Origin of the sequence: Streptomyces sp. ITFR-6 (genome assembly GCF_031844725.1) — a bacterium.
Classification (GTDB): domain Bacteria; phylum Actinomycetota; class Actinomycetes; order Streptomycetales; family Streptomycetaceae; genus Streptomyces.
Genome location: NZ_CP134612.1, coordinates 8,219,757 through 8,244,916 on the forward strand (window position 1 = coordinate 8,219,757; position 25,160 = coordinate 8,244,916).

Consider the following 25,160-nt stretch of genomic DNA (forward strand, 5'->3'; position numbering starts at 1 on the left):
GAAATCTCTTCCGAGCCTGAAACTTCCTGCCGGACCAGAGAGTACTCACACCCTCCGCCGCCCCACAGGTCTCCGGAGCCATGAAGAATCTGACACTGCATCAGAAAAGCTCTTCCTTCGGCTGTCCGACTGCGGCATCCTGCCGCCCATGGAGACGGAGCTGAGCAAGAAACTGGGGATCGAGCACGCCATCTTCGGCTTCACGCCGTTCCCCGCAGTGGCCGCGGCCATCACCCGGGCCGGCGGATTCGGTGTGCTCGGAGCGGTCCGCTACACCGCCCCCGACGACCTCGCACGCGACCTCGACTGGATGCAGGAACACACCGACGGCAAGCCCTACGGCCTCGACGTCGTGATGCCCGCGAAGAAGGTGGAGGGCGTCAGCGAAGCCGATGTCGAGGCGATGATCCCGGCCGGACACCGGCAGTTCGTCCAGGACACCCTCACCAAGCACGGCGTCCCCGAACTCGCGGAGGGCGAGGCCTCCGGCTGGCGCATCACCGGCTGGATGGAGGAGGTCGCCCGCAACCAGCTCGACGTCGCGTTCGGCTACCCCATCAAGCTGCTCGCCAACGCACTGGGCTCGCCGCCCGCCGACGTCATCGCCCGCGCCCACGAGCAGGACGTGCTCGTCGCCGCCCTCGCCGGCAGCGCCCGGCACGCCCGGCACCACGCGGACGCCGGCATCGACGTCGTCGTCGCGCAGGGCTACGAAGCCGGCGGCCACACCGGGGAGATCGCCTCCATGGTCCTCGTCCCGGACGTCGTCGACGCGGTGGGCCCGCTCCCCGTCCTCGCCGCCGGAGGCATCGGCAGCGGCGAGCAGATCGCCGCCGGGCTGGCCCTCGGCGCCCAGGGCGTCTGGCTCGGCTCCCTCTGGCTCACCACGGAGGAGGCCGACATGCACTCCCGCGCCCTGACCGCCAAACTCCTCGCCGCGGGCTCCGGCGACACCGTCCGCTCCCGCGCCCTCACCGGAAAACCCGCGCGCCAGCTGCGTACCGAATGGACCGACGCCTGGGACGACCCGGCGGGCCCCGGCCCGCTGCCCATGCCGCTCCAGGGACTCCTGGTGGCCGAGGCCGTCTCCCGTATCCAGAAGTACGAGACGGGATCGCTGCTCGGCACCCCCGTCGGCCAGATCGTCGGCCGGATGAACACCGAGCGCGGCGTGCAGGCCGTCTTCGACGACCTCACCCGGGGGTTCGAACGCGCCGTGGACCGGATCAACCGCATAGCCGGACGGAGCACCTCATGAACCAGCCGCCCAACGGCTTCTGGGCCCAGGCCACCGCAGACCCCGACCGCACGATCCTGATCGCACCCGACGGCGAGAACTGGACGGCCGGCCGGCTGCACGCCGACGCCAACCGGATGGTCCACGGGCTGCGCGCCGCAGGCCTGGAGGAGGGCGACTCCTTCGCCGTCGTGCTGCCCAACGGCGTCGAGTTCCTCACCGCCTACCTCGCCGCCTCGCAGGCCGGGTTCTACCTCGTCCCGGTCAACCACCACCTGATGGGCCCCGAGATCGCCTGGATCGTCTCCGACTCCGGCGCCAAGGTGCTCATCGCCCACCAACGCTTCACGGACGCCGCGACCGCCGCCGCCGACGAGGCGAAACTGCCCACCAGCCACCGCTACGGCGTCGGCGACGTCGAAGGATTCCGCCCGTACGCCGAACTGCTGGAGAACCGGCCGGTGTCGCCCCCCGAGGGACGCACGCTGGGCTGGGTCATGAACTACACCTCCGGCACCACAGGGCGGCCGCGCGGCATCCGGCGCCCGCTGCCCGGAAAGCTGCCCGAAAAGACGTACCTCGGCGGCTTCCTCGGCATCTTCGGCATCAAACCCTTCGACGGCAACGTCCATCTGGTCTGCTCACCGCTCTACCACACGGCGGTGCTCCAGTTCGCGGGAGCCGCCCTGCACATCGGCCACCCGCTGGTCCTGATGGACAAGTGGTCGCCCGAGGAGATGCTGCGGGCGATGGACACCCACCGCTGCACCCACACGCACATGGTCCCCACCCAGTTCCACCGCCTCCTCGCGCTGCCCGAAGAGGTGAAGCGGGGTTACGACGTCACGGCGATGCGGCACGCCATCCACGGGGCGGCTCCCTGCCCCGACCACGTCAAACGGGCCATGATTGACTGGTGGGGCCAGTGCGTCGAGGAGTACTACGCGGCCAGCGAGGGCGGCGGCGCCTTCGCCACTGCGGAGGACTGGCTGAGGAAGCCGGGCACGGTCGGCCGGGCCTGGCCGATCAGCGAACTCGCGGTCTTCGACGACGAGGGCAACCGCCTCGCACCCGGCGAGCTCGGCACCGTCTACATGAAGATGAGCACCGGCGGATTCAGCTACCACAAGGACGAGGGCAAGACGCGGAAGAACCGCATCGGGGACTTCTTCACGGTGGGCGATCTCGGCATCCTCGACGAGGACGGCTATCTCTTCCTCCGCGACCGCAAGATCGACATGATCATCTCGGGCGGGGTCAACATCTACCCCGCCGAGATCGAGAGCGAGCTGCTCACCCACCCCGCCGTCGCGGACGCCGCGGTCTTCGGCATCCCGCACGCCGACTGGGGCGAGGAGGTCAGAGCGGTCGTCGAAGCAGCCGAGGGGTACGCGGAGAGTGACGCGCTCGCCGCCGAGATCCTCGGCCACTGCGCCGAGCGGCTCGCCGGGTACAAACGCCCCAAGACCCTCGGCTTCATCACGACGATGCCCCGCGACCCCAACGGCAAGCTCTACAAGCGGCGTCTGCGCGAGCCGTACTGGGAGGGGCACAGCTGAACCGCCCCCAGACGCACGCCTCCGACATCCCGAGCGGTATCCGGACCCTTGACCGCCGAGCCCGGCCCGCACAGGATCACGCCATGACAGGTGTACGAAGCAGCACAGTCGACGGCGTCCTGACCCGCAGCGCACGGCGCACCCCCGGCCGCACCGCCCTGCGGTACGCGGAGCGGGCCTGGTCCTACCGGGAACTGGAGGAGGCCGTCAATACCGCGGCCGCCGTCCTGATGGACGGCCACGGGCTGAGCCCGGGGGACCGGGTGGCCTCCTACGCCCACAACTCCGACGCGTACCTGATCGGCTTCCTCGCCTGCGCCCGCGCCGGCCTCGTCCACGTGCCCGTCAACCAGAACCTCACGGGCGAGGACCTGGCGTACATCCTGAGCCAGTCCGGCAGCTCCCTGGTCCTCACGGACCCGGACCTGGCCGGGCGGGTCCCGGACGGCTACCCGGTACGCGCACTGCGCGATGCCCCGGATTCCCTGCTGGCCGCACTGGCCACCCCGCGCGCCTTCACGCCCGGCCGCGAACCGGACGCGGACGACCTGGTCCAGCTGCTGTACACCTCGGGGACCACCGCGCTCCCCAAGGGCGCGATGATGACGCACGGCGCCCTCGTCCACGAGTACGTCAGCGCCGTCACCGCCCTCGACCTCCGGGCCGGCGACCGGCCCGTCCACGCGCTGCCGCTCTACCACTCCGCGCAGATGCACGTGTTCCTGCTGCCCTACCTCGCGGTCGGGGCGGAGAACACGCTCCTGGACGCGCCGGACGCCGGACGGATCTTCGACCTCGTCGAGTCCGGACAGGCCGACAGCGTCTTCGCCCCGCCCACCGTCTGGATCGGCCTCGCCAACCACCCGGGATTCGAACGGCGCGATCTCGACGGGCTGCGCAAGGCGTACTACGGCGCTTCGATCATGCCCGTACCGGTACTGGAACGGCTCCGCGACCGGCTGCCCGGACTGGCCTTCTACAACTGCTTCGGGCAGAGCGAGATCGGCCCGCTCGCCACCGTCCTGGGACCCGAGGAGCACGAGGGCCGGATGGACTCCTGCGGCCGGCCCGTCCTCTTCGTCGAGGCCAAGGTGGTCGACGAGGACGGCGCGGACGTCCCCGACGGCACGGCCGGCGAAGTGGTGTTCCGCTCACCGCAGCTGTGCAGCGGCTACTGGGACAAGCCGCAGGAGAGCGCCGAGGCGTTCCGCGAGGGCTGGTTCCACTCCGGCGACCTCGCCGTACGCGATGCGGAGGGGTACTTCACCATCGTCGACCGGGTGAAGGACGTCATCAACTCCGGCGGCGTCCTCGTCGCCTCCCGCCAGGTCGAGGACGCCCTCTACACCCACCCCGCCGTCGCGGAGGCGGCTGTCGTCGGACTGCCCGACGAACGCTGGATCGAGGCCGTCACCGCCGTCGTCGTGCTGCGGGGCGAGGCGACGGAGGCCGAACTGATCGGCCACGCCCGCGAGCGGCTCGCCCACTTCAAGGCCCCCAAGAAGGTCCTTTTCGTCGACGGCCTCCCGCGCAACGCCAGCGGCAAGATCCTCAAGCGGGAGCTGCGCGACCGCTTCGGGACAGCGCGTGGGGCTCAGACCACGCGGGCGACCCCGGCGTAGAAGCTGTCGGTCGCCCCGGTGCTCTCCGGGAGCGGCGTGTCCTGACGCCACCGGGGAGCCGTGGTCAGACCGGGCTCGACGAGGTCGAGCCCGTCGAAGAACCGGGCGACCTCCGAGCGCGTCCGCGGCCGCAGGCTGATGCCGCTCGACCTGTACTCATCGGTCTTGTCCTGCTCGGCGGAGAGGAAGTCCTTGGTGAAGTGCGAAAGCACCAGGCAGCTGCCGGAGGGCAGCGCGTCCAGGAGGGTGCGGGTGATGCCGTAGGGATCGTCCTCGTCGGGAACGAAGTGCATGAGGGCGACCAGGGACAGCGCGACAGGCCGGCCGAAGTCCAGCAGGCCCCGGGCGTGGTCCAGGATCTTTTCCGGCTCACGCACATCGGCGTCGAGGTAGTGGGTGGCGCCCTCGGGGGTACTGACGAGCAGCGCCTCGGCGTGGCGCAGGACGATCGGATCGTTGTCCGTGTAGACGACCCTGGCCGCCGGGTTGGTCTCCTGCGCCACCTGATGGAGGTTCGGCCGGGTCGGAATACCCGTGCCGATGTCGAGGAACTGGTCGACGCCCGCGTGCGCGGCCCAGGCCACCGCCCGGTGCATGAAGGCGCGGTTCTGCGCGACGGCGGCCTTCGCCACGTCCGGCATCCGCTCTCCGAGCTCCTGGTCCACCGGGTAGTTGTCCTTGCCGCCCAGCAGATAGTCGTAGACACGCGCCGGGTGCGGCCTGCTGGTGTCGATGGGCGAGCCGGCCGTGCCAGACGTCATGGAGAGCTCCAGAGCGCTTCGGTGCGCAGCCGGTGCGCGTGCGCGGAACTGGACGGGACGGGCGAGGGGCAGAGCGCGACCGCGCAGCGGACCTTCGCCACGCCGCCGTATCCTGTCACAGCAATCAGGCGGATACCGTGGTGTGTTGAACCGTAATGGCAGACGGCCGATGTCAACTGCCCGGCTTGTCCCGCTCGTCGACGATCCTCCTGAACTTGCCGACCGACCTCTCCAGCGTCTCCGGGTCGAGGATCTCCACCCCGACGGAGACCCCGATCCCGTCCTTGACGGCCGCCGCGACCGAAGCGGCGGCGGCGGCGCGCTGCTCGGGCGTCGCCCCTGCCCTGGCCTCCGCCCGTACCGTCAGCACGTCGAGCCGGCCCTCGCGGGTCAGCCGCAGCTGGAAGTGCGGCGAGACCGCCGGGGTCCGGAGCACGATCTCCTCGATCTGCGTCGGGAAGAGGTTCACGCCGCGCAGGATCACCAGGTCGTCGCTGCGCCCGGTGACCTTCTCCATGCGCCGGAAGACCCGTGCCGTCCCCGGCAGCAGCCGGGTCAGGTCCCGGGTCCGGTAACGGATCACCGGCATGGCCTCCTTGGTGAGCGAGGTGAACACCAGCTCGCCCTCCGCCCCCTCGGGCAGCACCTCGCCGGTGAACGGGTCGACCACCTCCGGATAGAAGTGGTCCTCCCAGATGTGCAGCCCGTCCTTCGTCTCCACGCACTCCTGGGCGACGCCCGGCCCCATCACCTCGGACAGCCCGTAGATGTCGACGGCGTCGATCGCGAACCGCTCCTCGATCTCGCGCCGCATCTCCTGCGTCCACGGCTCCGCCCCGAAGATCCCCACTTTCAGGGAGGTCGTCCGCGGATCGACGCCCTGGCGCTCGAACTCGTCCAGGAGCGTCAGCATGTACGAGGGCGTCACCATGATGATCTCGGGCCGGAAGTCCTGGATCAGCTGGACCTGCCGGGCCGTCATGCCGCCGGACGCGGGAATGACCGTGCAGCCGAGCCGCTCCGCCCCGTAGTGCGCGCCGAGTCCGCCGGTGAACAGCCCGTATCCGTAAGCGATATGGACCTTCTGCCCCGGGCGGCCGCCTGCCGCCCGGATGGAGCGGGCGACCACGTCCGCCCAGGTGTCCAGATCCCCCTGGGTGTAGCCGACGACGGTCGGGCGGCCGGTCGTGCCGCTGGAGGCGTGGATCCGGCGCACCCGCTCCTCGGGCACCGCGAACATCCCGAACGGGTAGTTGTCCCGCAGATCGGCCTTGGTGGTGAAGGGGAACCTGGCGAGGTCGGCGAGCGAGCGGCAGTCGTCGGGGTGCAGTCCCGCGCGGTCGAGCGCGGCCCGGTAGTGGCCGACGTGGGTGTACGCGTGCAGCAGTGTCGCCCGCAGCCGTTCGAGCTGGAGCGCCCGCAGCTCCTCGCGGTCCATCCGTTCCGCCGCGTCCAGCAGAGCCGTCATGCGGATCTCCCTCTTCCGTGCGCATCGTGCAGACGACCGATCATTCGGTCGCTCCTCCCGGGAGCAGTAATTCAGGATCTTCGGCCCGCTGGCAAGAGGTGGGACCGGACGCATGTCGCGCGGCCGTCCCCGACGCGGCCGGTCCGTCGCGGATACGCTCGTACCGAACAGAGCCGCATCACCCGGTCGGCCCTGTTTGGATGGTTTCCATGCCGACTTTCCACACGTACGACGGAACCGAGCTCGCGTATCACCTCGAAGGACAGGGCACGCCTCTGATCTGCCTGCCGGGCGGGGCCATGCGGGCCAGTACCTATCTCGGACGCCTGGGCGGACTCGACGGCCACCGGCAACTGGTGCTGCTCGATCTGCGGGGCACCGGGGACTCCGCCGTACCGGACGACACCTCCACCTACCGCTGCGACCGGCTGGTCGACGACGTCGAGGCACTGCGCGAACACCTCGGGCTGGAACACATCGATCTGCTCGCCCACTCGGCGGCGGCGGACCTCGCCGTGCTCTACGCCGCGCGATACCCGGGAGCGCTGCGCCGCCTGCTCCTCGTCGCCCCCACCACGCGGGCCGCCGGGCTCGGATTCGCCGAGCGCGAGGCCCGCGAGGCCGCCGCGCTGCGTAGCTCGGAACCGTGGTACGAGGAGGCGCTCCCGGCCCTGGAGGAGATCTGGACCGGACGCCTCGACGACGAACTGCGCGCCGCCTCCCGGCCGTTCCTCTACGGCCGCTGGGACGCCGCCGCGCAGGCCCACGCCGCCTCGTCCGCCGCACAGATCAACGCCGTTGCCGCACAGGGCTATTACGCGCCCGGCGCCTTCGACCCGGCCGCGACGGTGGCCGCGCTCCACGCGCTGGCGTCCCCGGTGCTCGTCCTCGCCGGGGAGTACGACGGCGTGACGACCCCCGACCGTGCCGCCGAACTCGCCGCGCTCTTCCCGGAAGGCGAGTTCGCCGTCCAGCGCGGTGCCGCGCACTTCCCGTGGCTGGACGATCCCGGGGCCTTCGTCCGCACCGCCGCAGCCTTCCTGGACCCGGAGGTGCACAGCGTGCAGGCCGGCGGGACACGGCTCGCCTACCGGGTGTGGGGAGACCCGTCCGCACCGCCGGTCGTGCTGGTCCACGGCCGCTGCGACGACAGCCGCACCTGGACCCGGGTCGCCGGACAGCTGGCCGCCCGGAACCGGGTGTACGCCATCGACTTCCGCGGCCACGGCCTCAGCGACTGGCCAGGCCGCTACTCCTTCGAGCTGTTCCGCGACGACCTGCACGCGTTCCTGGAGGCCCGCAACCTGTCCGGCGCCACGGTCGTCGGGCACTCCATGGGCGGCGCGGCGGCCTGCCTGCTGGCCGGGCGGCAGCCCGGACTCATCGGCCGGCTCGTCCTGGAGGAGGCCCCGCCGCCCTTCCCGCTCGACCCGCCCCGCGGACCAGCGGAACGCCCCGACGGGGAGCTCGGCTTCGACTGGCCCGTGGTGCCGTCCATCGACGCCCAGCTCAACGAGCCCGATCCGGCGAGCCGGGAACGCCTCGGTGAGATCACCGCGCCCACCCTGGTCATCGGCGGCGGACCACGAAGCCACATCGACCAGGAGGACCTCGCCCGGATGGCCCGGCGGATCCCCGGCGGCCGGCTCGTCACCATCGACGCGGGCCATCTCGTCCACACCGAACGGCCGGAGGAATTCCTCGCGGCGCTCCGGTCGTTCGGCGTGGCCTGACCCGGCCGCCCGCCGGGTCAGCCCCGGCGCAGCAGCGACACCATGACGTCGCGCAGCGTCGCCTCCGCGTCCGCGACGCCCGCCGCTGAACGCCAGGCGACGAACCCGTCGGGGCGGACCAGCACCGCGCCTTCGGTGCTCGTCCCGTGCGCCTCGGCCCAGTCGGCACCGGCCTCCGGCTCCAGATCGCCGCCGGGACCGGTGCCGATGCCGAACGCGTCCAGCCGCACCGACAGCTGGTCACCGACCCGGGCCGCCGCCCGCCGCCACGCCACGTCCGCGCCATCGGTGAGCAGCACGAACGAGCGCTCGTACAGGTCCAGGGTGGAGATCCGCTCCCCGGCGCGCCGGACCCACAGGTGCGGTGCGCGGCTGCCCGGCTCACCCGTCAGCTGCATCCCCTGCGGCACCACCGGCTGATCCGGGGCGACGCCCAGCACCGCACCCTCCACATAGCGGTAGCCCAGCGCCACGTTCAGCATGCCGCCGCGCTTGCCGCCGCCCACCGTGGGCGGCGGCGCGTACCCCGGGTGGCTGTGCTCGCCGGAACGCGCCGAGGCCCGCTCGCTCGTCGCCCGCGCCACCGGCAGCCGCTCCGCCCCGTAGGTGTCCAGCAGACCCGGACCCGCCTCACCGCGCAGCACGGCGGCCAGCTTCCACGCCAGGTTGTGCGCGTCCTGGATGCCGGTGTTGGAGCCGAACGCCCCGGTGGGCGACATCTCGTGCGCCGAGTCACCGGCGAGGAACACCCGGCCCCGTGAGTAGCGGTCCGCCACCCGCTCCGCCGCGTGCCACGGCGCCTTGCCGGTGATCTCCACATCGATGTCCGGGGCGCCCACCGCCTTGCGGATGTGCTCGGCGCACCGCTCGTCCGTGAAGTCCTCCAACGTCTCGCCCCGGTCGGACTGCCACGGCGCGTGGAACACCCACTGCTCCTCGTTGTCCACCGGCAGCAGGGCGCCGTCCGCCTCCGGATTGGTCAGGTAGCAGACGATGAAGCGCCGGTCACCGAGCACCTCGGCGAGCCGGCGGGAACGGAAGGTGATACTCACGTTGTGGAACAGGTCGCCGGCACCCGAACGGCCGATACGCAGCTGCTCGCGGACCGGACTGCGCGGGCCGTCGGCGGCGATGAGATAGTCCGCCCGAACGGTGGTGTGCTCACCCGTCTCCCGGTTCTTCAGGACCGCCCCGACACCTGAGCCGTCCGGGTCGAACGACAGCAGTTCGGTGGAGAACCGAAGGTCACCGCCCTGCTCCCGGGCCCGGTCCAGCAGCACGGGCTCCAGGTCGTTCTGGCTGCACAGACACCAGCCCGTCGGGCTGAACCGGGCGAGTGCGCCACCCGGGTCGATCTCCTTGAACAGCCACTCCTGGTCGTCACCGGTCAGCGAACCCGCCTGCAGGATGCCGTGGTTCTCCGCCAGCACCGACGCGGCCGCCCGGATCCGCTCCTCCACCCCCGCCCGGCGGAAGACCTCCATCGTGCGGACGTTGTTGCCTCGGCCGCGCGGATGCGTCGAGGTGGCCGCGTGCTTCTCGACCAGCAGATGCTCGACGCCGAGCCGGCCGAGGAAGAGGGACGCGGACAGACCCACCAGGGATCCGCCCACGATGAGGACCGGTACATGGAGGTCGACGTTCTCGTTCATGAGTTGCTCCAGCTCGGACGCCGTACAGATGCAGTGTCCATGCCCCTGCCGGAGCCCTCTCGGAGCGGTTCGGACGCCCGCTCACCTGAACGGTTCATAAATCTCGCGTCAGCCGGACCAGCGTTTCACGATCGGTGACGGAGACGACGCCCGCGGTCCTGGGCGGACCGTGCGCAGCTGCCGGGAGACTCCCCGCTCCGATTCCACTCGACAGCCACCGGTTACCCAGCGAACCGGCGGGCCGGGCCGCCCCACCGTCTCGAAGGAGTTCGAAAGATGACCACCACCCTCTCGGAACGGACCTCCCAGTCCGCCTTCGACGGATCAAGGCTGCGGGTCATCCTGCTGCTTGACCTGCACGACGGCGCCCAGAAGCAGTTCCTGGAGGCCTACGAGCACATGCGCAACCAGGTGGCCTCCATCCCCGGCCACATCAGCGACCAGTTGTGCCAGTCCATCGAGAACCCCTCCCAGTGGCTCATCACCAGCGAGTGGGAGAGCGCCCCGCCCTTCCTGGCCTGGGTCAACAGCGAGGACCACGTCGCCACGGTCCAGCCCCTGCACAGCTGCGTGCGCGACACCCGCTCGCTGCGCTTCAGCGTCCTGCGCGAGACCGGCGCCGCCTTCGAGGAGAGCTTCGAGCCGGCCAAGGGCGGCCTGCAGGCGGCGCCCCGCCTCGGGGACGGGATCGTGCGCCACGCGCTGACCTTCACCGTGAAGCCGGGCACCGAGGAGCGGGTCGCGAAGATCCTCGCCGACTACGACCCCCCGAAGGCACGGGTCGACGAGCACACCCGGCTGCGCCGCACCTCGCTCTTCATGCACGGCAACCGCGTCGTGCGCGCGGTCGAGGTCGAGGGCGACCTCCTCGCGGCCCTGCGCCACGTCTCCCGGCAGCCGGAGATCCGGGCCGTCGAGGAGGCGCTCAACCCGTACCTGGAGCAGGACCGCGACCTGGCCGACCCCGACTCCGCCCGGATGTTCTTCACCCGCGCGGCGCTGCCCACCGTCCACCACGTGACGACGGGCCGCCACCCCGACCGGGACCTCAAGCGCCACGCGCTGTTCTACCAGGCCAAGGAGGGCTGCGGCATGGCCCTGGCCCGCCTCCTGGCCGAGCACGACGAGGAGGAGGCCGACGACACCGGCAGCCCCATCGACAGCAGCACCATCTTCCAGCGCGACGACATCGTCGTACGGCTGCTGGAAGTGGACGGCCCCCTCGACGCCCAGCCCGACCGGTCGCTGGGTATCCACGGCCCCGGCAAGGCGGCCCGGCTCGCCCGCCTCCTCGACGGGGAGGCGAACCCCGTGCCCACCGGCGACCAGGACGCCATGCGCTTCCTCGGCCGCGCCGGGATGCACCTGATCACCGACCGGCGGGCCGCGGAGTCCTGAACCGCGTACCCAGCAGAGCGGGGGGTTCTCGCTCGACCCGTCGACACAACGCGCAACGCGCCAGGAGGAAGACACTCATGACCACGCACCGGCCACGCATCGTGGACCTCAGTGAGACCCAGCCCAACACCAGGCGCGGAGGCGACCTGCGAGCCCTGCTCACTCCGACGGCCGTAGGCGCCACCAGCGGCTTCATGGGGCTGGCCACAATCCAGCCCGGCGACCGCATCGCGGAGCACTACCACCCGTACTCGGAGGAGTTCGTGTACGTGGTGAACGGGCTCCTGGAGGTCGACCTGGACGGTGAGCCGTACGCGATGCGGCCCGACCAGGGGCTGCTGATCCCGCTGAACGTACGCCACCGCTTCCGCAACGTCGGTGACACCGAGGTCCGCATGGTCTTCCACCTCGGCCCCCTCGCACCGCGCCCGGAGCTCGGACACGTCGACACCGAGCAGACCGAGGCCCCCGAGCAGGCCGCGCCGCCAGAACGAACCGAGGCCGCTTCATGACCCGGCGGGTGGCGGTCACCGGGGTCGGGGTCGTCGCTCCGGGCGGGATCGGCGCACCGGCCTTCTGGGACCTCCTCGCCAACGGCCGCACCGCGACGCGCGGCATCACGCTCTTCGACCCGGCCGGCTTCCGGTCCCGGATCGCCGCCGAGTGCGACTTCGACCCGGCGGCCCACGGGCTCGACGAGGACGAGGTCGCCCGCTCCGACCGGTACGTCCAGTTCGCGATGGTGGCCGCCCGCGAGGCACTCGCGGACGCGGGCCTGGACCAGGAGCGCACCGATCCCTGGCGGATGGGCGTCTCGCTCGGCACGGCCGTCGGCGGAACCACCCGGCTGGAGCACGACTACGTCGCGGTCAGCGGCAGCGGCGCGCGCTGGGACGTCGACCACCGTCCGGCCGGGCCCCATCTGGAGCGGGCGTTCTCCCCGAGTTCGCTGGCCTCCGCGGTCGCCGAGCAGGTCGGGGCGCACGGTCCGGTGCAGACCGTCTCGACGGGCTGCACCTCCGGTCTCGACGCGATCGGCTACGCTTTCCACTCCATCGAGGACGGCCGCGTCGACGTCTGCGTCGCGGGGGCGTCGGACTCCCCGATCACCCCGATCACGGTGGCGTGCTTCGACGCGATCAAGGCGACCTCCGCCAACAACGAGGACCCGGAACACGCCTCCCGGCCCTTCGACTCCCGCCGTGACGGCTTCGTGATGGGCGAGGGCGGCGCCGTACTCGTGCTGGAGGAACTGGAGCACGCCCGCGCCCGGGGCGCGACGGTGTACTGCGAGATCGCCGGCTACGCGACCTTCGGCAACGCCTACCACATGACCGGGCTGACCCCGGAGGGCCTGGAGATGGCCGAGGCCATCAACCGGGCACTGGGCCACGCCCGGATCGCCGCGTCGGACATCGACTACGTCAACGCGCACGGCTCGGGCACCAAACAGAACGACCGGCACGAGACGGCCGCCGTGAAGCGGGCGCTCGGTGCGCACGCCCACGACGTACCGATGAGCTCCATCAAGTCGATGGTCGGCCACTCGCTCGGCGCGATCGGGGCGATAGAGATCGCGGCCTGCGTACTCGCGCTGGTCAACCAGACAGTCCCGCCGACGGCGAACTACGAGTCCCCGGACCCCGAGTGCGACCTCGACTACGTGCCGCGCACCGCACGCCCGCTGAAGCTGCGCAGTGTTCTCTCCGTCGGCAGCGGCTTCGGCGGCTTCCAGTCCGCTGTCGCCCTGACCAGAACCGGTGGGAGGACACCATGAGCACCGACAAGGCCCGGCAGACCGTCATCACCGGCATCGGCGTCGTCGCCCCCAACGGCACGTCCACCGAGACCTTCTGGAAGCGGACGCAGGAAGGCATGAGCGTCCTGGACCGGGTCAGCCGCGAAGGGTGCGAGGAGCTCCCGCTGCACGTGGCCGGCGAGGTCAGGGGCTTCGATCCGGTCAGCCTGATCGAGGAGCGCTACCTCGTCCAGACCGACCGGTTCACGCACTTCGCGATGGCCGCGGCGGACATGGCCCTGGACGACGCCCGGCTGGGCCGCGCCGACTACGAGGACAAGCCGTTCAGCGTGGGCGTGGTCACCGCCGCCGGTTCCGGCGGCGGCGAGTTCGGCCAGCGCGAACTGCAACGGCTGTGGGGCCAGGGATCCAAGTACGTCGGCCCCTACCAGTCGATCGCCTGGTTCTACGCCGCGAGCACCGGCCAGATCTCCATCCGGGGCGGCTTCAAGGGGCCCTGCGCGGTGGTGGCCAGTGACGAGGCCGGAGGCCTGGACGCCCTGGCCCACGCGGCCCGGTCCGTCCGGCGCGGCACCGACGCGGTGGTCGTCGGCGCGGCGGAGGCCCCGCTCGCGCCGTACTCCGTCGTCTGCCAGCTCGGATACCGCGACCTGAGCGCCTGCGAGGACCCGACGCGGGCCTACCGCCCGTTCACCTCGGACGCCTGCGGATTCGTGCCCGCGGAGGGCGGCGCGATGTTCGTGGTCGAGGAGGAGGGCGCGGCCCGGGAGCGCGGCGCCCGGGTCAGGGCCGAGGTCGCCGGTCACGCGGCCACCTTCACCACCGCGATGCGCTGGGAGGAGTCCCGCGAGGGGCTCGCCCATGCCATCGAGGGGGCGCTGCGGGAGGCCGGCTGCGCGCCCGAGGAGATCGACGTGGTCTTCGCGGACGCCCTCGGCGTACCCGCCGCGGACCGTGCGGAGGCGCTGGCGCTGGCCGACGCCCTCGGTGCGCACGGCACGCGGGTTCCGGTGACGGCGCCCAAGACCGGCATCGGGCGGGCGTACTGCGGTGCCCCCGTCCTCGACGCGGCGGCCGCCGTGCTCGCCATGGAGAACGGTCTGATCCCGCCGACGCCGAACGTGTTCGAGGTCTGCCACGACCTCGACGTCGTCACCGGACGGGCCCGTGCCGCCGAACTGCGGACGGCGCTCGTGCTCAGCCGCGGCCTCATGGGCTCCAACGCGGCGATGGTGCTGCGGCGCCCCGACCGCGGCGCGTGAGAGCCCACCGAAAATCCCCGCGAGAAGGAAGAAGCCCCTCATGACCGATCGACTGACCTACGACGAACTCGCCGCCCTGATGAAGAAGGGCGCCGGACTGACCGTCGACCCCCGGGAGATGGAGAACCGCTCCGGCACCGCCTTCGACGAGTTCGGCCTCGACTCCCTGGGCCTCCTCGGCATCGTCGGCGTGCTGGAGAACCGGCACGGACAGCCGCTGCCGGCCGACGCCGACCGGTGCAAGACGCCCCGAGAGTTCCTCGACCTCGTCAACAACAGCCTCATGACAGGAGCCTGACGTGTCCGGACACACCGAGAACGAGATCGTCATCGCCGCCCCCCTGGACCTCGTCTGGGACATGACGAACGACCTTGCGAACTGGCCAGACCTGTTCAGCGAGTACGCCGCGGTCGAGATCATCGAACGCGACGGCGAGCGGACCACCTTCCGCCTGACCATGCACCCCGACGAGAACGACAAGGTGTGGAGCTGGGTCTCCGAGCGCACCACCGACCGCCGCGCCCGCAAGGTCCGCGCCCGTCGCGTCGAGCCCGGCCCGTTCCAGCACATGGACATCCACTGGGAGTACTCCGAGGTCCCCGGCGGCACGCGCATGCACTGGGCGCAGGACTTCGCGATGCGCCCGGACGCCCCGGTCGACGACGCCTGGATGACCGACAACATCAACCGCAACTCGCGCGTCCAGATGGAGCTCATCCGGGACAAGATCGAGCAGCGCGACCGTGAGCGCCGCTCGGCGTCCGTCACGGCCGGCTGACGCCCCGTCCGCCGACGGTCCGGCCACCCGGCCCCCGTGCCGGGTGGCCGGACCGGGTATCAGAAAGGCACCACCCGATGCACCACGCACTGATCGTCGCCCGGATGGCACCGGAGTCGGCGCCGGACATCGCAGAACTGTTCGCCGCCTCCGACAGCAGCGAGCTGCCGCATCTGGTCGGCGTCACCCGGCGCAAGCTCTTCCAGTTCGGCGACGTCTACCTGCACATGATCGAGTCCGAGCGGCCGCCCGGTCCGGAGATCGCCAAGGTGACCGAGCACCCGGAGTTCAAGGGGCTCAGCGACCGGCTGACCGCCTTCATCAGCCCGTACGACCCGCAGACCTGGCGGGGCCCGAAGGACGCGATGGCCCAGGAGTTCTACCGCTGGGAGCGCGACGCCTCCGCCTGACGACGACGATCGCCCCGGGCCCGGCCTCTCGGCCGGGCCCGGGGCGATCCGCGTGCTGCCCGGAGCGGACGGGTCAGTCCGGGACCACGCATTCGAACGCGTGGAGGTAGGGGTTGACCTGCCGGATCTCACCGATGAGCAGCCCGGCCTCCGACAGCCGGTCCACCAGACTCTGCCGGGTGTGCTTGGCGCCGCCGACGTTCAGCAGGAGCAGCAGGTCCATGGCGGTGGTGAACCGCATCGAGGGGGTGTCGTCGACGAGGTTCTCGATGACGACGACGCGGGCCCCCGGACGGGCCGCCGCGACGACGCTGCGCAACGCGCGGCGGGTGCTGTCGTCGTCCCACTCCAGGATGTTCTTGATGATGTAGAGATCGGCCGCCACCGGGATGCCCTCGCGGCAGTCCCCGGCCACGATGGCGGCCCGGCCGGCGAGCGGGCCGCCGTCCCGCAGCCGTTCGTCGGCCCGCGCCACCACACCCGGCAGGTCCATCAGGGTGCCGCTCACCGAGGGGTGCTTCTCCAGCAGGCTCGCCAGTACGTGCCCCTGACCGCCGCCGATGTCGGCGACCACGGACACCCCGGTGAGGTCGAGGAGCGCGGCGACGTCCAGCGCGGACTGCACGCTGGACGTGGTCATGGCCCGGTTGAAGACCTGGGCCGACTCGTGCGCGTCCTGGTGGAGGTAGTCGAAGAACTCCTTGCCGTGCACGTCCTCGAAGACATTGCGGCCGGAGCGCACCGCGTCGTCCAGCCGGGGCCAGACGTCCCAGGTCCAGGGCTCGGTGCACCAGAGGGAGATGTACCGGAGGCTGTGCGGGTCGTCCTCGCGCAGCAGCCGCGACATCTCGGTGTGGGCGAACGCGCCGTCCGGAGTCTCGGTGAAGACGCCGTAGCAGGACAGGGCGCGCAGCAGCCGCTCCATCGGTACCGGTTCGGTCTTCACCGCCGCGGCCAGCTCCGCCGCGGTGGCGGGTGTCTCGCCCAGCGCGTCCGCGACACCGAGCCGGCACGCGGCACGCACGGCGGCGGCGCAGGCGGCGCCGAACACGATCTCGCGCAGCCGCATCGCCGACTGCGGTGCGGCCGCGGTGACGGGCGGTCCGGGTGCGGTGGCGGGGGTGGTGGGGGTGGTACTCACGGTGGTCATGCGCTCTCGCTTCTCCTCGTACGGGGGCGCACCGGTCAGCACATTCCGGCCGGTGCGGACGTCGTGCAGACGTTGCCGGTGAAGTCGTTGCCCGTGCCGGTGTCCTCGTTGGCCAGGTCGGCCGGCCGGTTGCCCGTGACCACGTTGCCGGTGATGGTGGTGTCGGTGTTCTTCGCTCCGACGAAGCTCTTGAACAGCACGACGCCGCCCGAGAGCGGGGTGGCGCCCACGTTGTCCCGGACCAGGTTGGAGCGCACCTGGGTCGTCTCGGTGCCGGTGAGGACGATGCCGGAGCCCTGGAGGGCGGGCAGCCGGTCGGTGGCGTCGCAGAACTTGTTGTTCCCGGTGATCCGGTTGGACCGGATGGTCATGGCGCCGGCCTTCGGTGTTCCCTCGTCGCCCACGACGAACACCCCGGTGCAGTTGGCGGTGAGGGTGTTGTCGTCGACGAGCAGGTTCCGCACGCGGCGTGCGGTGAACCCGATCCGGTTGTCGGTCAGCGTGTTGCCCCGGACCCGGGTGCCGAGGGTGTCCGTGGCGCCGCCCTCCTCGTCGACGCTGTTGGCGACGAAGATGCCCGCGTCGCCGTTGGCGCGGGCGGTGTTGTCCCGGATGTCGGAGCGGGTGGAGCGCTGCTGGGCGATGCCCCAGGTGCCGTTGGAGCCGGCGGTCACGTCGCGGACCTCCAGCCCGTCCGTCCAGGAGGCCCAGACGCCGTTCTTGGCGAACCCGGTGACCGCGAGGGACCGGACGGACACGTGGTCCACGGTGTGCTGGGCCGTGCCCAGGACGCAGACGCCGTTGCCGGCCTTCGCACAGGCGTTGTCCGGCTGCGCGCGGCCGGTGTCCGGCACGATGACCGTACGGTCCCCGGAGCCGCGCAGGGTCAGGCCCGGTGTGCTGATGAGCACGCTCTCGCGATAGGTGCCGGGCCGGACGACGATGGTGTCACCGGTCCGTGCGGCGTCCACGGCCGCCTGGATCGACTGGCCCGGATACACCACACGGTCGCCCGCCGCAGCGGCCGAGGCGGACGGAACGGCCGCGCCCAGTCCGGCGGCCGAGACGGCTGCGATGCTCACGAGGGATGTGAAGTGTCGTTTCCTCATGAGCCGAAGCTATGGGCGATCACCCCCCGATGCCACGCAGGGTGAGCGGTTGGGTACCGGACGTGCCCGAATGGCTTACGCCACGCCCCGCGCCCCCCGTCCGCGACGGACGCGGGGCCGCGCACTCGGGTGATATCGGCGCCGCCCGCCACGCCCGTCCCGGCTGCCCGCCACGCCCGTCCCAGCCGTCGTCCGGGCGGGCTTCTCAGCCGTCGGCCGGGCTTCTCAGCCGTCGGCCGGGCCGGCCGGAGCGACGACCGAGCGGGCCCACCGGTAGTCCGCCTTGCCGCTGGGGGAGCGCCGGATCTGCGGGGCGATCACCAGGTGCCGGGGGATCTTGTAGCCGGCCAGCCGGGTCCGGCAGTGCGCCTGGACGTCGTCGAGCGAGGGGGCACGAGCGCCCTCGCGCAGCTGCACCACGGCGGCGACCTGGCTGCCCCAGCGCTCGTCCGGCGCGCCCGCGACCAGCGCGTCGTACACGTCCGGATGCGCCTTGAGGGCCTGCTCGACCTCCTCCGGATACACCTTCTCGCCGCCGGTGTTGATGCACTGCGAACCCCGGCCCAGCACGGTCACGATGCCCTCGGCGTCGACCGTCGCCATGTCGCCGAGCAGCACCCACCGCTCCTCGCCCTTGCGGAAGAACGTCTCTGCGGTCTTGCGGGGGTCGTTGTAGTAGCCGAGCGGCACATGGCCGCGCTGCGCGATCCGTCCCGGCTCGCCGGGGGAGACCGGCTCGTACGTCGCCGGGTCGACCACCGCCGTACGGGAGTTCATCCGCAGCCGGAAGCCGTTCTCCGGCCCTGAGTCGGCCGTCGCGGTGCCGTTGAATCCGGATTCGGACGAGCCGAAGTTGTTGAGCAGCATCACCGTGGGCACCAGCGCCTGGAACTCCGCCCGTACCGAGTCGGACATCACGGCGCCCGAGCTGGAGACGGAGAACATCGATGAGCAGTCGGTGCCCTTCAGCGGCCCCTTGAGCGCGTCGATCAGCGGCCGCAGCATCGCGTCGCCGACCAGCGACACGCTGGTGACCTTCTCCCGCTCGATCGTGCGGAGCACCTCGTGCGGCACGAACTTGCGGTGCAGCACGACCCGCTGCCCGAAGTTGAAGCCGATGAACGCCGTGAGCGTCGAGGTGCCGTGCATCAGCGGGGGAGTGGGGAAGAAGGTGATGCCGTCCCCGCCCGCCGCGACCCGCTCGGCCAGCTCCTGCGGGGTCTTCACCGCCTCGCCGGTCGGTGCGCCGCCGCCGAGGCCGGAGAAGAAGAGGTCCTCCTGACGCCACATCACACCCTTGGGCATGCCCGTGGTGCCGCCCGTGTAGATGATGAACTGGTCGTCGGGCGAGCGGGGGGCGAAGCCGCGGCCCGGATCCCCGGCGGCCTCGGCCGCCGCGAACGCCACGGCGTCCGGACCGGGCGCCCCTTCCGGGGGCGTTCCCACCCGGACGAGATGGCGGAGCTTCGGGGCCTGCGGCGCGGCGGCGGCCACCCGCTCGTCGAACTCGGCGTCGAAGACGAGCGCCGCCAGGTCCGCGTCCCGGTAGAGGTAGACCAGCTCCTCCTCCACGTAGCGGTAGTTGACGTTGACCGGGACGATGCGCGCCTTCAGGCAGGCCAGCACCGTCTGGAGGTACTCGACCCCGTTGTACAGATGCAGCCCCAGGTGCTCGCCGGGAGCGATGCCGGCCTCGATCAGATGATGGGCGACGCGGTTGGCCGCGGCGTCCAGCTCCGCGTAGGTGAGCCTGCGCTCGGCGCCGGTCCCGGGATGGTCGAGGTAGACGAGCGCCTCGCGTTCCGGGGCAGCGTCGACGACCGATTCGAACAGGTCGGCAAGGTTGTACTCCACCGTTCCTCCTGACCCCGGTTGCTGAGTGGCCCGGCGGTCATTAGAGCGCCGACCGGCACAAGTGGGAAGGGGGCCAGGCGAAGAAAACTGACTGACTGTCAGAAAACTATTGAACTGCCTCCCCGACTACTGCAACCTGTTCTAGCCTTACGACGGGAGACAGACCATGGGCGGTACGGAACACCTCACCGTGCAGCGCGAAGGCGCCACACTGGTGCTCACGCTGAACAGGCCGGAAGCCAAGAACGCGCTCTCGCTGCCGATGCTGGTCGGCCTGTACGACGGCTGGCTGGCCGTCGACGCGGACGACGGGATCCGCTCCGTCGTCCTCACCGGCTCCGGCGGCTGCTTCTGCGCCGGCATGGACCTCAAGGCCCTCGCGGGCGACGGCATGGACGGCGAGAGCTACCGGGACCGGATGAAGGCCGACCCCGACCTGCACTGGAAGGCCATGCTGCGCCACCACCGCCCACGCAAACCGGTCATCGCCGCGGTCGAGGGCCACTGCGTGGCGGGCGGCACCGAGATCCTCCAGGGCACCGACATCCGCATCGCGGGGGAGGGCGCCACCTTCGGCCTCTTCGAGGTCAGACGCGGCCTCTTCCCCATCGGCGGCTCCACCGTCCGGCTGCCCCGCCAGATCGCCCGGACCCACGCCCTCGAAATGCTCCTCACCGGCCGCCCGTACGACGCCGCGGAAGCGGCCCGGATCGGTCTGATCGGCCGGGTCGTCCCCGACGGAACCGCGCTGGAGGCGGCCCTCGCGGTCGCCGAGCAGATCAACGCCTGCGGCCCGCTCGCCGTCGAGGAGGTCAAGGCATCGGTGTACGAGACCGCCGAGATGACCGAGACCGACGGCCTCGCCGCCGAACTCAAGCGCGGCCGGCCGGTCTTCGCCACCGCCGATGCCAAGGAGGGCGCCCGCGCCTTCGCCGAGAAGCGCCCGCCGGTCTACCGACGCGCCTGACCCATAGGAGCACCCGTGCCCGACATCCTCAGCGCACCGCTGGTGGTCGAATTCCCCTTCACCCGCTCCCTCGGCCCGGTCCAGAGCGCCTTCCTCACCGGACTGCGCGAACGCACCGTGCTCGGCGTGCGGACCGGCGACGGCAAGGTCCTTGTCCCGCCCGTCGAGTACGACCCCGTCACCGCGGAGGAGATCCACGACCTGGTCGAGGTCGCCGCCACCGGTACGGTCACCACCTGGGCCTGGAACCCGCAACCCCGCCGCGACCAGCCCCTGGACACCCCCTTCGCCTGGGTGCTCGTACGGCTCGACGGAGCCGACACCGCGCTCCTGCACGTACTGGACGCACCCGGGCCCGAAGTTGTCCGCACCGGCATGCGCGTCCGCGTCCGCTGGGCGCGGGACCGCACCGGAGCCATCACGGACATCGCCTGCTTCGAGCCGTACGGGAGCGAACCCGGCGAACCAGGCGAACCAGCGGCGCACGACGGCGAGTTCAGCGATCCCGTCACCGGCATCGTCACCCCCGCCCGGCTCGACTACACCTACAGTCCGGGCCGCGCCCAGAGCGCCTACCTCGAAGCGCTGGCGGACCGACGCGTCGTCGGCGAACGCTGCCCGTCCTGCCGCAAGGTGTACGTACCACCGCGCGGTGCCTGCCCCACCTGCGGCGTCGCCACCGACGAACGGGTCGAGGTCGGACCGCGCGGCACGGTCACCACCTACTGCGTCGTCAACATCAAGGCCAAGAACCTCGACATCGAAGTCCCCTACGTCTACGCGCACATCGCCCTGGACGGCGCCGACCTCGCCCTGCACGCACGGATCGGCGGCATCCCGTACGACCAGGTGCGGATGGGCCTGCGCGTCGAGCCCGTATGGACAGAGGGAAGCCGCCACCCCGACCACTACCGGCCGACCGGAGAACCGGACGCCGACTACGACACGTACAAGGAGCTGGTCTAGATGCGGGACGTAGCGATCGTCGCCTTCGCGCAGACCGGCCATCTGCGCCGCACCGACGAACTCTCCGAAGTCGAGATGCTGATGCCCGTCCTGCACCAGGTCCTCGACGCGACCGGCCTGCGGACCAGCGGCATCGACTTCACCTGCTCCGGCTCCAGCGACTACCTCGCGGGCCGCGCCTTCTCCTTCACCATGGCGCTCGACGGCGTCGGCGCGCACCCGCCGATCTCCGAGTCCCACGTGGAGATGGACGGGGCCTGGGCCCTGTACGAGGCCTGGGTGAAGATCCAGACCGGCGAGGCCGACACCGCACTCGTCTACGCGTACGGAAAGTCCTCGCCCGGCCAGGTGCGCGACGTGCTCACCCGCCAGCTCGACCCCTACTACACCGCCCCGCTGTGGCCCGACTCCGTCGCACTCGCCGCCCTCCAGGCCCAGGCCCTCATCGACGCGGGCGACACCGACGAGAGCGCGCTCACGGCCATCGCCACCCGCAGCCGCGCGGCGGCCTCCGACAACCCGCACGCCCAGCTCGCCGGAGACGTGCCGGCCGGCGACTACCTCGTACGGCCGCTGCGCACCGGCGACTGCCCGCCCATCGGTGACGGCGCCGCCGCCGTGATCCTCGCCGCGGGCGACACCGCGCGGGCGCTGTGCGCGCGGCCCGCCTGGATCCGGGGCATCGACCACCGCATCGAGGCCCACGGCCTCGGAGTGCGCGAGCTGACCGAGTCACCGTCGACCCGGCTCGCCGCCGAACGGGCCGGGGTCTTCGAACGGCCCGTCGACACCGCGGAGCTGCACGCCCCGTTCAGCTCCCAGGAAGTGGTGCTGCGCAAGGCGCTCGGCCTCGGCGACGAGGTCAGCGTCAACCCGTCCGGAGGCGCGCTCGCCGCCAACCCGGTGATGGCCGCCGGGCTGATCCGCCTCGGAGAGGCCGCCGCCCGCATCCACCGCGGCGAGTCGGACCGGGCGGTCGCCCACGCCACGTCCGGCCCCTGCCTCCAGCAGAACCTGGTCGCCGTCCTCGAAGGGGAGAGCACCCATGCCTAAGGAGCCCGTGGCCGTCGTCGGCGTCGGCCAGACCAAGCACGTCGCGGCCCGCCACGACGTCTCGCTCGCCGGACTCGTCCGCGAGGCCGCTGTCGCCGCCCTGAAGGACGCCGCGCTGACCTGGGCGGACATCGACGCCGTGGTCATCGGAAAGGCCCCCGACTTCTTCGAGGGCGTGATGATGCCGGAGCTGTACCTGGCCGACGCCCTCGGCGCGGTCGGCAAACCCATGCTCCGGGTCCACACCGCCGGCTCGGTCGGCGGTTCGACGGCGCTCGTCGCCGCGAACCTGGTCGCCGCCCGGGTGCACCGCACCGTCCTCACCCTCGCCTTCGAGAAGCAGTCGGAGTCCAACGCGATGTGGGGCCTCTCGCTGCCCATCCCGTTCCAGCAGCCCCTGCTGGCCGGTGCGGGCGGCTTCTTCGCCCCGCACGTGCGCGCCTACATGCGCCGGACCGGAGCGCCCGACACCGTCGGCTCGCTGGTGGCCTACAAGGACCGGCGCAACGCGCTGAAGAACCCGTACGCGCACATCCACGACCCGGACATCACCCTGGAGAAGGTCCAGTCCGCACCGATGCTCTGGGACCCCATCCGCTACTCGGAGACCTGCCCGTCCTCCGACGGGGCCTGCGCGATGATCCTCACCGACCGGGCCGGCGCGGAGCGGTCACCGCAGCCGCCCGCGTGGGTGCACGGCGGTGCGATGCGCAGCGAACCGACCCTCTTCGCCGGCAAGGACTTCGTCTCGCCGCAGGCCGGCAAGGACTGCGCCGCCGACGTCTACCGGCAGGCCGGGATCAGCGACCCGCGCCGGGAGATCGACGCCGTCGAGATGTACGTCCCGTTCTCCTGGTACGAGCCGATGTGGCTGGAGAACCTCGGCTTCGCGGACGAGGGCGAGGGGTGGAAGCTGACCGAGGCCGGGGTCACCGAACTCGACGGCGACCTGCCGGTGAACCCCTCGGGCGGAGTGCTCTCCACCAATCCCATCGGCGCCTCCGGCATGATCCGCTTCGCGGAGGCGGCCCTCCAGGTGCGCGGAGGCGCGGGGGAGCACCAGGTGGACGGGGCCCGCCGGGCGCTCGGCCACGCCTACGGGGGCGGGGCGCAGTTCTTCTCGATGTGGCTGGTCGGCGCGGAACCGCCCACGCGCTGACCACGCCGGGTCCCGGGCGGCCGCCACCTGCGGTCCGCCCGGGGTCACCGTGGGTAGCCTGGCGGATGTGACCGCTGAGAGCGACCTTCGAACCCTGCTGAGCGACCTGCGCCCGGAGCTGCACCCCGGCCGGTACGTCTTCGCGACCGTGCCCGACGGAGTGGTGCCCGCCGGGGCCTCTCCTGTCGTCACGGTCGGTGAGACCGAGGGGCTCACGCTGGTGCTGCCGGAGCCGGAGGCCGTGGCGGCGGGGCTGAGCCACTCCTACCCCGCCGGCTGGATCACGCTCCGGGTGCACTCGGCGCTGGACGCCGTCGGGCTGACCGCCGCGGTCTCCCTCGCCCTCACCGACGCCGGGATCAGCTGCAACGTGGTGGCCGGATTCCACCACGACCACCTCTTCGTGCCGCACGACCGCGCCGCGGAGGCCGTCCTCGTACTGGAGAGGCTGGCGGCGGAGTCGGCCGCGGGGTGACCGGATGCCGGACGGATGCCCTCCGTTGCCGTCCGGGCCCCTGCGGGACCGGGCTCCGCGACGTGAGCCCGGCCACGTAACATGTCCGTATGTCCTTCCTCCGCCGCCGTAGCGCCGCCACACCCGCGGGCCCCGACTTCGACGTCCTGGCCATGGACCCCGGGGACTGGCCCGGAAACCTCGGCGCCGGTCTGCTGCCCGCCCCCGACGGGAGCTGTCAGGGCGTCTTCCTCCGCTACGACCTGTTCGGCGGCCGCGGCCCCGCGATGATCATCGGTAACCTCCCGGAGGGCTCGCCCGCCCGTGAGACCGAGGAGGGGCAGGTCCCCTTCGAGGTGGCCCAGCTGCTGCTCGCGCTGGAGAACGACGAGCCGGTCGAGGTCACCGCAACCGAGGACATGCCCGTGATGCAGGGCGACAACCTGCTGATCGTCCGCCGCGTCAAGCTCTCCGAGAGCCGGATCGCCTGCGTCCAGTTCGACCGCAGCGACGGGGTGCTCGTCACGATCGCCAGCTGGGACCGTCCGATCACCGATGACCTCTACACGCTTCTGAAGCCGCTGCCCGCAGAACTCTTCCAGCAGGGCTGAGCCGCACAGAGGCGACTTTGTCATTCGTCTTGTCTAAGTAGTCATCGGACCTCTACCGTCGTTCGGCATGACATCCGGGATGACGCGACGCACCACCATGAAGACTGCGATCGGCGCAACTGGAGCTCTGGCACTGGGAGTTCCGGGCTTGTCCGGTACGGCGGCCGCCGCCGGTACCTCCGATGAATCGATGAAGG

Annotated in this window: 23 protein-coding genes; 17 read left to right on the plus strand and 6 right to left on the minus strand. The window is 71.5% G+C overall.

Features of this window, described 5'->3' with window-relative positions:
* Positions 1-148 precede the first annotated feature (148 nt).
* The 3 genes from RLT59_RS37160 to RLT59_RS37170 all read left to right on the plus strand — a co-directional run bounded on the left by RLT59_RS37160 (position 149) and on the right by RLT59_RS37170 (position 4,418).
* Complete coding sequence (locus RLT59_RS37160) at positions 149-1,258, plus strand: NAD(P)H-dependent flavin oxidoreductase (protein ID WP_311307467.1); 1,110 nt, start codon at positions 149-151, stop codon at positions 1,256-1,258.
* Complete coding sequence (locus RLT59_RS37165) at positions 1,255-2,796, plus strand: acyl-CoA synthetase (protein ID WP_311307468.1); 1,542 nt, start codon at positions 1,255-1,257, stop codon at positions 2,794-2,796. Before RLT59_RS37160 ends, RLT59_RS37165 begins: the two co-directional genes overlap by 4 nt.
* 83 nt (positions 2,797-2,879) lie before the next feature.
* Entirely contained in the window at positions 2,880-4,418 is a 1,539-nt protein-coding gene (locus RLT59_RS37170; protein WP_311307469.1) for an acyl-CoA synthetase, read from the plus strand.
* Here the strand turns inward: RLT59_RS37170 and RLT59_RS37175 are convergent.
* Both RLT59_RS37175 and paaK read right to left on the minus strand, forming a co-directional pair.
* A complete protein-coding gene (locus tag RLT59_RS37175) occupies positions 4,391-5,179 on the minus strand; it encodes an SAM-dependent methyltransferase (RefSeq protein WP_311307470.1) in 789 nt (262 codons plus the stop codon). The genes RLT59_RS37170 and RLT59_RS37175 overlap by 28 nt on opposite strands.
* Before the next feature lie 172 nt (positions 5,180-5,351).
* Positions 5,352-6,647: a phenylacetate--CoA ligase PaaK gene (gene paaK / locus RLT59_RS37180; protein ID WP_311307471.1), complete on the minus strand. Its 1,296-nt coding sequence runs from the start codon at positions 6,645-6,647 to the stop codon at positions 5,352-5,354.
* A 209-nt stretch (positions 6,648-6,856) separates the two neighbouring features.
* Between paaK and RLT59_RS37185 the strand changes: the two genes are divergently transcribed.
* Positions 6,857-8,380 (plus strand): alpha/beta fold hydrolase, encoded by a 1,524-nt coding sequence (locus RLT59_RS37185; RefSeq protein ID WP_311307472.1) that lies wholly within the window; start codon positions 6,857-6,859, stop codon positions 8,378-8,380.
* A gap of 17 nt (positions 8,381-8,397) precedes the next feature.
* Here RLT59_RS37185 and RLT59_RS37190 read toward each other — a convergent pair whose 3' ends face one another.
* On the minus strand, positions 8,398-10,032 hold the full coding sequence (locus tag RLT59_RS37190) for an FAD-dependent oxidoreductase (RefSeq protein ID WP_311307473.1): 1,635 nt from the start codon (positions 10,030-10,032) through the stop codon (positions 8,398-8,400).
* Between the two features lie 276 nt (positions 10,033-10,308).
* Here RLT59_RS37190 and RLT59_RS37195 point away from each other — a divergent pair, with 276 nt between their 5' ends.
* The 7 genes from RLT59_RS37195 (at position 10,309) to RLT59_RS37225 (ending at position 15,640) form a co-directional block, all read left to right on the plus strand.
* Positions 10,309-11,430 carry a TcmI family type II polyketide cyclase gene (locus RLT59_RS37195; RefSeq protein ID WP_311307474.1) on the plus strand — a complete coding sequence of 374 codons (1,122 nt, stop codon included), beginning with the start codon at positions 10,309-10,311 and terminating at the stop codon, positions 11,428-11,430.
* 77 nt (positions 11,431-11,507) lie between these two features.
* Positions 11,508-11,942 (plus strand): cupin domain-containing protein, encoded by a 435-nt coding sequence (locus RLT59_RS37200; RefSeq protein ID WP_311307475.1) that lies wholly within the window; start codon positions 11,508-11,510, stop codon positions 11,940-11,942.
* Positions 11,939-13,207 (plus strand): beta-ketoacyl-[acyl-carrier-protein] synthase family protein, encoded by a 1,269-nt coding sequence (locus RLT59_RS37205; RefSeq protein ID WP_311307476.1) that lies wholly within the window; start codon positions 11,939-11,941, stop codon positions 13,205-13,207. The genes RLT59_RS37200 and RLT59_RS37205 overlap by 4 nt, the downstream gene beginning before the upstream one ends.
* Positions 13,204-14,451, plus strand: coding sequence for a beta-ketoacyl synthase N-terminal-like domain-containing protein (locus RLT59_RS37210; protein WP_311307477.1), 1,248 nt, complete (start codon positions 13,204-13,206; stop codon positions 14,449-14,451). Before RLT59_RS37205 ends, RLT59_RS37210 begins: the two co-directional genes overlap by 4 nt.
* Before the next feature lie 40 nt (positions 14,452-14,491).
* Entirely contained in the window at positions 14,492-14,749 is a 258-nt protein-coding gene (locus RLT59_RS37215; protein ID WP_311307478.1) for a phosphopantetheine-binding protein, read from the plus strand.
* 1 nt (position 14,750) lies between these two features.
* Entirely contained in the window at positions 14,751-15,230 is a 480-nt protein-coding gene (locus RLT59_RS37220; protein ID WP_311307479.1) for an SRPBCC family protein, read from the plus strand.
* Positions 15,231-15,307: 77 nt separating this feature from the next.
* On the plus strand, positions 15,308-15,640 hold the full coding sequence (locus RLT59_RS37225) for a TcmI family type II polyketide cyclase (protein ID WP_311307480.1): 333 nt from the start codon (positions 15,308-15,310) through the stop codon (positions 15,638-15,640).
* A gap of 73 nt (positions 15,641-15,713) precedes the next feature.
* On the opposite strand, the gene RLT59_RS37230 is transcribed toward RLT59_RS37225, so the two are convergent.
* The 3 genes from RLT59_RS37230 to RLT59_RS37240 form a co-directional block, all read right to left on the minus strand.
* Positions 15,714-16,790 (minus strand): methyltransferase, encoded by a 1,077-nt coding sequence (locus RLT59_RS37230; RefSeq protein ID WP_311307481.1) that lies wholly within the window; start codon positions 16,788-16,790, stop codon positions 15,714-15,716.
* A 35-nt stretch (positions 16,791-16,825) separates the two neighbouring features.
* Positions 16,826-17,899, minus strand: coding sequence for a right-handed parallel beta-helix repeat-containing protein (locus tag RLT59_RS37235; RefSeq protein WP_311307482.1), 1,074 nt, complete (start codon positions 17,897-17,899; stop codon positions 16,826-16,828).
* 225 nt (positions 17,900-18,124) lie between these two features.
* Positions 18,125-19,753: an acyl-CoA synthetase gene (locus RLT59_RS37240; RefSeq protein ID WP_311307483.1), complete on the minus strand. Its 1,629-nt coding sequence runs from the start codon at positions 19,751-19,753 to the stop codon at positions 18,125-18,127.
* Between the two features lie 166 nt (positions 19,754-19,919).
* Here RLT59_RS37240 and RLT59_RS37245 point away from each other — a divergent pair, with 166 nt between their 5' ends.
* From RLT59_RS37245 to RLT59_RS37270, 6 genes are all read left to right on the plus strand, one after another.
* Positions 19,920-20,720 carry a crotonase/enoyl-CoA hydratase family protein gene (locus tag RLT59_RS37245; RefSeq protein WP_311307484.1) on the plus strand — a complete coding sequence of 267 codons (801 nt, stop codon included), beginning with the start codon at positions 19,920-19,922 and terminating at the stop codon, positions 20,718-20,720.
* A gap of 15 nt (positions 20,721-20,735) precedes the next feature.
* Positions 20,736-21,686, plus strand: a complete 951-nt coding sequence (locus RLT59_RS37250; RefSeq protein ID WP_311307485.1) for a Zn-ribbon domain-containing OB-fold protein — start codon at positions 20,736-20,738, stop codon at positions 21,684-21,686.
* Positions 21,687-22,739 (plus strand): thiolase family protein, encoded by a 1,053-nt coding sequence (locus tag RLT59_RS37255; RefSeq protein ID WP_311307486.1) that lies wholly within the window; start codon positions 21,687-21,689, stop codon positions 22,737-22,739.
* The gene (locus RLT59_RS37260; RefSeq protein ID WP_311307487.1) at positions 22,732-23,898 is read left to right on the plus strand and encodes a thiolase family protein; all 1,167 of its coding nucleotides are present in this window, start codon (positions 22,732-22,734) and stop codon (positions 23,896-23,898) included. Before RLT59_RS37255 ends, RLT59_RS37260 begins: the two co-directional genes overlap by 8 nt.
* Before the next feature lie 67 nt (positions 23,899-23,965).
* Complete coding sequence (locus RLT59_RS37265; RefSeq protein WP_311307488.1) at positions 23,966-24,373, plus strand: ACT domain-containing protein; 408 nt, start codon at positions 23,966-23,968, stop codon at positions 24,371-24,373.
* A gap of 89 nt (positions 24,374-24,462) precedes the next feature.
* The gene (locus RLT59_RS37270) at positions 24,463-24,963 is read left to right on the plus strand and encodes a hypothetical protein (RefSeq protein WP_207314634.1); all 501 of its coding nucleotides are present in this window, start codon (positions 24,463-24,465) and stop codon (positions 24,961-24,963) included.
* Positions 24,964-25,160 lie beyond the last annotated feature (197 nt).